This is a genomic window from candidate division KSB1 bacterium (genome assembly GCA_022566355.1).
Classification (GTDB): domain Bacteria; phylum Zhuqueibacterota; class JdFR-76; order JdFR-76; family DREG01; genus JADFJB01.
Map to the genome: position 1 here is coordinate 1 of JADFJB010000187.1, position 5,700 is coordinate 5,700.

The 5,700-nt window shown below is 41.0% G+C and carries 4 protein-coding genes; 1 reads left to right on the plus strand and 3 read right to left on the minus strand.

Annotation, left to right across the window (positions count from 1 at the left end; all coding sequences use genetic code 11):
- Positions 1 to 316: 316 nt before the first annotated feature.
- Positions 317 to 1,927, plus strand: a complete 1,611-nt coding sequence (locus IIC38_19725) for a tetratricopeptide repeat protein (GenBank protein MCH8128152.1) — start codon at positions 317 to 319, stop codon at positions 1,925 to 1,927.
- An 89-nt stretch (positions 1,928 to 2,016) separates the two neighbouring features.
- Here IIC38_19725 and IIC38_19730 read toward each other — a convergent pair whose 3' ends face one another.
- The 3 genes from IIC38_19730 to IIC38_19740 all read right to left on the minus strand — a co-directional run.
- Positions 2,017 to 3,252 (minus strand): hypothetical protein, encoded by a 1,236-nt coding sequence (locus tag IIC38_19730; GenBank protein MCH8128153.1) that lies wholly within the window; start codon positions 3,250 to 3,252, stop codon positions 2,017 to 2,019.
- Positions 3,253 to 3,620: 368 nt separating this feature from the next.
- Entirely contained in the window at positions 3,621 to 4,949 is a 1,329-nt protein-coding gene (locus IIC38_19735; GenBank protein MCH8128154.1) for a hypothetical protein, read from the minus strand.
- A 498-nt stretch (positions 4,950 to 5,447) separates the two neighbouring features.
- A partial coding sequence (locus tag IIC38_19740) for a hypothetical protein (protein ID MCH8128155.1) occupies positions 5,448 to 5,700 on the minus strand: 253 nt, incomplete at its 5' end.

A 5,700-nucleotide genomic window follows, 5' to 3' on the forward strand; every position in this document is an offset into this window, starting at 1 on the left:
TGATTGTACTTTTTTAAAATCATACTTATTATCTGAATTTTATCAAAATAACTAATACCACATGTTAAAAAAAGTATGCATATTTATAATGAGCCACAAATAACTTGTTAGGTGATAAGATTTCTCCCCGCGGAGTTTATCCGCAGCCGAAAGCCTCGGTCGAAACGATTATATTATAATTAATAATTATCTTATATAATATTTACGTTATGTCAAACTCTCGTAATTGTAATGATTTAACAAGCTCGATGGTTTATTAGAACGCTTACGATTAAAGCGAGTACCCTAGGGATTTAGCTATGAGTGATTTTAGTCTATGAAAACATTTCTGATGAATCTTTTGATAACCTTCTTACTGATATCCGGTAATGTATCTGCTCAGTTAACGAAAATCGACAGCAGTAAAAAGGTTATTGAGCCACCAAATTCTGGATTAGTAGCTATTCCGTTACCTCAGCTAGACCGAATGGATAAACCGGTAATAAAACAAATTGAGTCATTTCAGAAGTCCCTTATCGATTTGATTTCAAAAGGAGACATATTGGACGCCAGCCTGGCCGATGGCTATGGGAGATTAGGCCAACTATATCATGCTTATGATATTATAGAATCAGCCGAAAGTTGCTATCTGAATGCCAGCCGTTTAGTTCCTGAAGACTACCGGTGGATTTATCTTCTCGGTGTTCTTTATCAGAAATCAGGGCAACTAACTAAATCTGTAGATTACTATAAAATTGTAAGAAAGATTCAACCAAACTATGTGGCAGCGGCATCTAATTTGGGCAATGTTTACATGCAACTGAACCTGTTGGAAGAAGCAAACAATGAATTTCAGGCAGCCCTGAAACTGGCACCGGACTTCCCATCTGCTTTTTACGGTTTGGGTATGGTTGCACTTCTTAAGCAAAAATATTCGGAAGCCGTAAAACAATTTCATGCTGCACTGGAAAAAGTCCCGGCAGCTAATCGAATTCATTACTCTCTGGGGATGGCATATCGAGGATTGGGAGATTTACAGAACGCGCAAACACATTTAAACCAGCAAGGTCCTGTCGGAGTTCGTCCGATTGATCCATTGGTGGATGCGTTGCAGGAAATAGTCCAGGGAGAACGAGTTCACTTGATAAAAGGTCGGATGGCGCTAAGTGCTGGTAGATACAAAGAAGCAGTCATAGCATTCACTGAAGCAGTGAAAGCAAAACCCAAAAGTGTACGCGGACATGTAAATCTAGGAGTCGCCTTGGCACGGATTGGCGACATAGAGGGAGCAATCGAGCAATTTCGTACTGTATTGCAATACGATACCAAAAACCAGAATGCACGTTTCAACCTTGGATTGCAACTCAGCCAAAAAAAAGAATACTTTGAAGCGATCGATCAATTTCAATCTGTACTGAAAGCTAATCCGAAAGACCTCGAAACGATACGCGAATTGGTCAAAGCATTTGTAATAATAGGTCGTGAGGGTAAAGCTTTGGACCTTCTTCATAAAGCAAAGGAATTTGCCCCGGATGATGAACCGATACTGCTCTCTTTATCCAAACTTTTGATTAAACATGGAAGATACAGAGAAGCGCGAGACTTATTGGATCACGCAAACCGGCGCTTTCCGGATCGCGGACTCACAGCTCATGATCTTGCACGGCTTTTGGCTGTTTGCCCGGATACATCACTGCGTAACGGCAGGCGATCGGTTGATCTGGCAGTGCGAATTTACCAGGCTCAAAAATCTTCTACGCATGCTGAAACACTTGCTTTGGCACTAGCTGAAACGGGGCGTTGTGAAGAGGCTGCTTCTTTACAAAAACAATTGATCACGATAGTTGAACAGACTAACAATATTGAATTGGCGAATCGTTTTAGGAATGACCTGGTTCTATACGAGAAGGGGAAACCTTGCAGACCTGCCATACAAGTAGTGAAGTGATTTTAGACAGGATAAACAGGATTATCAGGATAAAAATCCGGTTTATCTTGTTAATCCTGTCAAAAAAAGAAAACTTTTCTTAAAATCTTCTAATGCGCCATAACCAATACCAGTATTTTTCCTTTCCCCTTTTCCAGACCTTCCAAGGCCTTGCCTATGATCGTTCCGTCACACGAATCTATTTCAAAACAACGCATGGCATAACCTGGTTTGCTTGATACAATCAGGAGATCCCCTACACGAATTGGGCCATTCTCTGTTGTGGCTTTTACAGGTACTCTCCCCATCAGGGCTAACATTGGTTGCATTGATTCTCTTGTTTTTGCACGATCCTTTAAACTTTGGTCTGCAGTTTCATTTTTTGCCACTGGCCTGTTTCCAAGCGTAAACCCCGGCTCTGATGTAATAATCCCGGCAACTAAATGGCTTTCACCGCGCGCTTTGCGATAAAACCCGGGTTTGGTTGGATCGAGTTCAACAACGTCGCCAGGTTCCACAGGTTCAGAAACCTTGATGTGTTCTGCAAGATCTGCACCAGATGGTATGAAAGATCCCTGGGCAAATACATTGCCTGTTGAACGTTCTACATGGAATACCAATCCCGATACAGCAACATTACCAATGGTTAATTCAACACCTAAATTGAAATTGTTCAAATTGAGAAAGGTTTGGCCATCCGTCGAGTACAAATGACCAGGAAAGTGACCGCTATCCATCGTTACGTCAGCGCCAATTGCTGGGCCGCTGCCCTCGCCGGGGGGAATACTGAATCCTTCACCCGGCGGCATTTTGATCACAAAAAATATATCATCCAGGTTGTCAACTGTAGTATTAGTCAAGATATCAAGAAAGCCCAGGTTAGGACCTCCGCTTACGTTATTGAACACAACAATTGGATTATTTAAATCGGGATGCCCATTTTCATTAGCCTGGGTAACCAATACAAGGGGCCAAATAGTTTGAGAATCGTTGTTGAAAAAGCTAACCTGCGCAACTATATATGGCGCTTTTATTTCCCCTGGAATTTCATATCGAACAGCGAAATAATCATTCGACCCGCTTGGATTTGATATTGTTAAAATACCTTCAATAGTACCATCATATTTTACTAAAACAACTTCCCCGGAATTTGATAGCGCAGATTTTCTTAATTGGATGCCTTTTGTTTTACTCAACTTGGTAAATATGAATTTTCGGGTCTGTAAATTCGTTGCAGTCGCTTTCTTTTTTTGGGAATTTAACTGGCTTTCCTGTAGGGCTTGAGAATCTGTGATTAATAACAGGCAAAAAATAACAGAATAAAGAAACGTAGAAATTGATTTCATTTGTTGATAAAGCTCCTGCAAAAATCCTATTTCAATATCTTTCTAATAAATATGAAAAGCTGCTTATTCACATTTCTATTTAAAGGATCGACTTAACCTTTGAAATCCACCATATCAATTTTGAAAAAAATTTATTACCCTCTATTGTTGCCTAATTTAAGGCGTCATCACTAAGACTAGTTAAACAATTCCTAATTATCATCCTAATATACAATGACATACATTATACTTAAGTTGTTGTCTAAGTCATTTTGTCATTAATAGTTATTCAGTTATTAAGTCAATGACCCGGGATGCCAATAGCTAATAGCCAAACGCCAATAGCTCAATAGTTTTGCAACTTTGCTCGCGTTATGAAATATAGCCGTTTAACGCAACATCACCTGAACCATGATCTTGCCTACACCTTCTTGCAAAGGTTCCATCGCCTTGCCAATGATTGCACCGATACATTCCCGTGGTTCATCGCACTTCATCGCATAACCGGGGAAAGGTGAGCTCACCAAAAGATCGCCAATTTCAATATCACCAAACTTAGCCATTGCTTTTACCGGAACCCGGCCAGCCAATGCAACCGCCGGATGGTTATCGTATTTTTGCAGGTCAACGGAATTGCCGCCGAGAATTACACCGGGATCTGTCGTGATTATTCCGGCAACTCTTGGGCTCTTGGCTTCCCGTGCTTTCCGAAATTGACCAGGATTTTCCGGATCAATTTCAATAACATCACCAGGTTCAACTGCTTCAGATGTATTAACATATTCAGCCACATCAGCACCGCCTGGGTTGAAAGTGCCTTCGGCATAAACGTTGCCCGTTGCCCGTTCCACCCTGAAAACCAGACCCGTAGTGCCGGGGCCATCGTTGTAGGCTTCGATTATGTTAGTTCCGCTTGAACTGCGGAAAACGAGCCTCGCCGCTGGTTCTAATGTCCCAATACCCACATTGCCAGTAACAGGCAGAAAACCCATGACATCCAGGGCATTGGCCTGGTCCCTTATCTTAAACCCTCCATTCTGGGTCGCCTTAATTTTCCAGTCAGCGCCACTAAGATCATCTATGAATTCAAATCCTGCACCACCGATACCTCCTTCATTTCGTACCAACATCCGTACTCCCACTGCATTCTTTCTTATCTCCAGTAATTGTGTAGGAGTGGTGGTTCCTATGCCGATCGCACCTTCGACCGTTAAGCCATCAGGACCAGCTATATTCACAGCTCCAGCATCCGCAGTAATCGTCCTGCCTGCACCGGAACCACCCCCGTCGTAAGCATCATCCAGATTATTGGCCGCGAGTATAGCAGCAGTTCCTCCCGAAGCTGTTTTACTGTTTACCGAAGCTGTGGAATTATCTCCTGTTGCATTAAGCTGTAATCGCGGTGACATCTCCTCATCATCACCAATTTTCATCCCCAGCCAATATTTCTTTTCCGAATCGAGATCAAGCGGATTAACACCACCAAGTGAAGCGGTAAACATGCCGTCTTTCAGGACAACAATTTGTTGTTCCGACCATAAAGGTGAATTAGCATCTGGAGAATCATAAACATTAAATGTGATTGTTTTGTCCCCATCAAGTATAGGCACACCTTTGGAGTCAGTTGCAACTCCCTGGATAGTGATTGTTTTCTGGGCCCAGGCAGCCTGAGCAGAAAGCAGAAAAAATAATATCGATACAAAAATTAGCTTTTTCATGGTTCATCTCCTTTGTTAGAAATTCACAAAATGATGTTTTTTATTCTCAAAAAGTATCATTCAAAACCTATTGTTTACCCATCCCTGCCCCTGCAACCACATGGATAATGAAATGATATCGCTAGGATTTTTTTGCATTTAATTTAACGAATTGGTAGGTCAAAGTCAACAGTTTTCTAAATTATTTCAACAAATTTTCGTTGGTCAATATTAGTATGGTTTCATGTTTGCTTAGTTATTCGAAAAATAAAGAAAGGTTAAAAAGCATTATATCTCAATATGAAAACTCGCCAAGCAAAGTACTTGTAATACTATCCTGTGTTTATTGTGTCAATAGTTGCATGCTACTCTCAATGTTTTTTTCTGAGCTATAGCAGCCTGGAATAAAATTAAAGAAAAAGCCAGAATACGCAAAATTGAAATTGTCTTATTATTCTACATCGTTTTCCTTTTTCTCTTTACTTTTTAGATAACAATAGATCATACAGCTTCATATTGCTAATGCGACATTACTAATACCAATATCACCCCGTCGCCTGTCTTCAAGCCTTCCAATGCTTTGCCTATAATTGCGCCTTCACAAGATTTTGCTTTAGCACAAAGCATAGCATAACCGGGTTTGTTGGATACAGTCAACAAATCTCCCGGAAGGATAGGTCCGTTATCGGTTGTTACTTTTACTGGTACACGTCCCATCAGGGTGAGCATAGGATGGCCTACTTTTAGCAAAGGATTTCCAATAGATAAAACG

What these genes read in the sequence shown, in the direction of transcription:
- IIC38_19725 (MCH8128152.1), top strand. Translation starts at nt 317, where the DNA reads ATGAAAACATTTCTGATGAATCTTTTGATAACCTTCTTACTGATATCC.
- IIC38_19730 (MCH8128153.1), bottom strand. Translation starts at nt 3,252, where the DNA reads ATGAAATCAATTTCTACGTTTCTTTATTCTGTTATTTTTTGCCTGTTA.
- IIC38_19735 (MCH8128154.1), bottom strand. Translation starts at nt 4,949, where the DNA reads ATGAAAAAGCTAATTTTTGTATCGATATTATTTTTTCTGCTTTCTGCT.